Source organism: Dokdonia sp. (assembly GCF_039945015.1).
Taxonomy (GTDB): Bacteria; Bacteroidota; Bacteroidia; order Flavobacteriales; family Flavobacteriaceae; genus Dokdonia.
In genome coordinates, this window is the sequence record NZ_JBDUXP010000008.1 from 1 (window position 1) to 4162 (window position 4162).

Sequence of the window (4162 nt, forward strand, 5' to 3'; positions counted from 1 at the left end):
GTTACCAGAAGCCTCTACATACATATAGAAGGCTCCATCTGCACCAGAAGAAGGTCCTGTATTATTAGAAGGTGTTCCTCCAGAATCACGAGTCCAGTTAAGATCATCGCCTCCGCCTTGCGACCAAAGTCCGATATTAGCCTCAAAACTTTCTGAGTATGGAGCACTTTCTCCACCTACACATCCGCCTGGTGGTGGAGGTGTAGTATCTGTAGTTGCAGATACAGTATTACTATTTGCAGATACATTACCAGCAGCATCTTTTGCTCTTACAGAGAATTGGAATGTTGTTCCTTCAGCAAGACCAGTAACGTTTGCAGTAGTTCCAGTTACTTCTCCAAGATTATTACCTCCTTGAAAAACGTCATAAGCAGTTACTCCTACATTATCAGTAGATGCATTCCAAGAAAGAGCTACACTAGAAGTTGTTACTCCTGTTACAGCTAAGTTTGTAGGCACTGTAGGTGCTTGAGTATCTGCAGCTGCAGTACCTTCAATTCCAAAAGCATCAATAGCGATATCACCTTGCCAAGAAGTATTTGTTGTACCTCTAAAACGTAATTGTACTGTATTACCACTATAAGCAGCAAGATCAACATCTTGATTTATCCAAGCCGCTCCTTGATCTCCGGATTGAGTCCATATTTCAGTCCATGTATTTTCACCATCAAGTCTAGCTTCCAGTCTAATCGTCCCTACAGAGTTACCTGTCATTTGATAATGGAAGTTAGCTGTAGGTGCATTTACACCAGCAAGATTAAAACAAGGAGAGTTTAAAATAGTTGTATTTCCTCCAAAGTTAGGACTAGATGCCTCAACATATACATAATGAGTACCTTCAAAAGCTCCAGAAGGACCAGTACTATTAGAAGGAGTCCCTCCAGTTCTAAGAGTCCAATCAAAATCATCACTAGTATCTTGCGTCCAAGCACCTAATGTGTTTTCAAAACCTTCATTATATGGGAAACTAGCTACTGTAGAATCACAAGTTGCTGGCGGTGGTGGTCCTGAACATCCGCTTGTAAATGAAGCAGTTTGATCTGTATTTGTGTTTGTTCCTCCATTTGTATTTTCAACAGCATCTACACCAACACCTCTTCTTGCAAAGGCATCCCAAATTAAACAGTTATATTGACCTCCGTAAAGGTCTTGATCTGCTTGAAGAATACCATCACGTCCAGATACATACCCTGGATTATTTGCTGTGTTTTTAAGTCCTTCAGTAACAAGTGCCATAGCAATATTATTTCCGCCTGTACCAGTATATTGATTACTGTCATATCCTTCTTGATCAATAAGATCCCAAGTCATATCCCATAAAATAGTAGCAAAACCATATCCTACTCCGTGAGGAACAACTAAACTTGATACATCATTATAATCTGTACTATTTACAGCAAAGTCTGTCGAATATCTTGTTGGACGAATTCCAGCACCATCAGTACCTTGTCCTATCGCATAGGTGCCGACACCTCTTGCAGTATTTCTAGTATCTCCTGGACGAATTGTCATAACTAAACCAAACCAATCAGACCATCCTTCACCCATTTGTTCAGAACCTCCTAATGCATTTGTACCTGGTCCTCCTACAAGACGTGTAGAAATACCGTGACCATATTCGTGAGCAATAATTACATTGTCTAAATCTCCATCTCTAGTTGGATTTGTAAATAAGAACATTTGCATTCTTGGATTGCTTCCATCTGGCGGTGTAGCAAAATTAGCATTGTTAGTTCCACTTCCATCTTGTGCATCTGCATTTACAGAATCACTTCCAGCCCCACCATTTCCGTAGTTGTTTTCTTGGAAATTACCAGACGCTTCATTAAAACCATATTGATACCATACATCATGCATAATGTTATTCCAATAGAATAAGTTTGTTGTTGCAGCTGGTAAAAATGTTGATGGATTATTATTTAAGTTTAATGGGAAATCAAAATTTAATCCACTTCCTCCATTAGGAGTAGCACCACTTCCATTATTACCATTAGTATCATCTTGTGCAAGAACATTATTTCCTCTAGTTGTTGTAAATTCTGCTCCAGCAGCTCCGTTGGTGTCATGCCATCCAAAAGGAGAAGCTGTTGCATTTGCAGGATCTGTTACAATAACACGATTACCATGACTAGGGCTTTCAATACCTAATGGATATACGTTGTAAGAACCTCCACCAACTAAAGTAGCATCTACTGAAGTCATCGTATATTCAACAGGTCCCATTTCTACAGTTTCTTCTGTATTTATATGGTTGTGATTTTCGTGATCTGGTGTTCCAAAGCTACAGCTTACAACCCAGTCTTCTGTATGAAGAATTGTTCCTGATCCATCGATAAGAGCATTCCACCAGTGTTGTCCATCTAGTTGGTATAAACTTACTTTCCAAGCAAGTTTTAAAGCACCATCTATAGACATATATACTTTATCTACTTGGATAGGCTCTATACTAATTCCAGAATCTTCATAAACTAAAGTGTTTGCACCTTTATAAGATGGTTGAAGTTTTGTCGGAGCACTTAAACGATGCTCACTAACCAGTTTCATAATAGCATTTTCAGGAGAAATATTTAATGAAGTACTTGCAGCTTTAGTAGCTACATCTCCTATAAATTGATTTATAGACCAAGTAACTTCACCACCCTTTACAGTAAGTTTGAATCGCCCATTCTCAATAGGCACTCCTTGATAAACTTGTTGCACATATATGTGTTGTATTTCTGGATTTAAAGAAGGAACAATATCTGTTACTTTCCATTCTGATGCATCTTGAGATGTAAAACCAGTCTCAGCTTTTCCAGCATGATTGCTCAGATACTTATGGACAATACCGTCCATATTCTGCGCAATTGCAGTTGATCCTAACAGAAAAGCCGCTAAGAAGAATGTGTACATTTTTTTCATAATTATTGATAATTTATAAGTTAATTAGGAACTTGTTTATTAAATATTCAAAATTTTTACATAAAAAACGTGATTATTTAAAGATAAATGAAATTTAATCGATGAAACACACAATTTTTTTTAAGATTTTTTTAAGATTTAATTTTTTCGCAAAAACGTTAAACAAAAATCTACTAATTCGATAGGTTTTATATAATGCTACTTCTTAAAAACAAAAAACCCGATATCAATATGATACCGGGTTTTTCTTAACACTAATTTTGTAGTGTTCAAGTAATATTATTTTTTAATGAATCTCTTATTATGAGTTTCATTACCTACGATTACTTCTATAATATATACTCCAGACTTAAGTCTAGAAACATCCAATGTACTACTGAAAGTTCCAGATCTAACAACCTGACCTAACATGTTATAGATAGCATAATGCTCTGCATCTGCTCCAACTACATTTACAGATAGCTGACCTCTAGTAACTGGATTAGGAGAAATACTAAAGTCAAAAGAAGCTACAGGAGCAGTATTGTTAGTAGCATTTGTATCTGAGAATGAAGTGTTTGTTGTAGTAGCGCCTATATTTACGATATAATCTTCAACCTCACCGTATTGGAAACTCTCACAAGGAGTTTGAGCTGCATTATACTTAAGAGATACACGCATTCTTGTTGGTCCTACTGATGCTCCAGATGGTATGCCAAATGTGCCAGTGATAGGTGTTGCTTGCGTAGGAGCCTGACTAAGTACTTGCTCTCCTGCATCTCCAAAATCACCATCTCTATTCCAATCTACCCATACACTATACGCTTCATTATAAATAGTACCTGTCCAAGTAGGAGTAATAGTAATTGTATTACTGTTGCTTAGGTTTGTAGAAAGATTAGTGAAATCACCATAACCTCCAGCAGAAGCTCCAGTTGCATTATCAATACTTCCTATTTGTACACGACTAATATATTCATCGTTTGTATTGTTTCCATTAGATGCACAGTATCCAGATGGTGGATTTGGATTACCTCCGCCTCCAGCAACAAGCTGTGTGTTATCTATAGCAACATCAGATTGCCAAGTACCACCAGTTACACGGTTAAAACGTAGTTGAATAGCACCACCTAGGTAAGCTGCAAGATCAATACTAACGTTGTTCCATTGGTTTCCTTGATTTCCTGTTTGGTTCCAGATACTCGTCCATGAAGTTCCATTATCAGTACTTACTTCTAAGTCTACACTACCTCCATCAGTAGATCCAAACATATGATAATCA

2 protein-coding genes are annotated in these 4162 nt (G+C 37.3%); both read right to left on the reverse strand.

The annotated features are described in order from the left end of the window. The coding region (locus ABJD27_RS07670; protein ID WP_348167457.1) for a M36 family metallopeptidase at positions 1-2901 on the reverse strand (2901 nt) is incomplete at its 3' end. 279 nt (positions 2902-3180) lie between these two features. Beyond that, on the reverse strand, positions 3181-4162 hold a 982-nt coding region (locus ABJD27_RS07675; RefSeq protein WP_348202022.1), incomplete at its 5' end, for a GEVED domain-containing protein.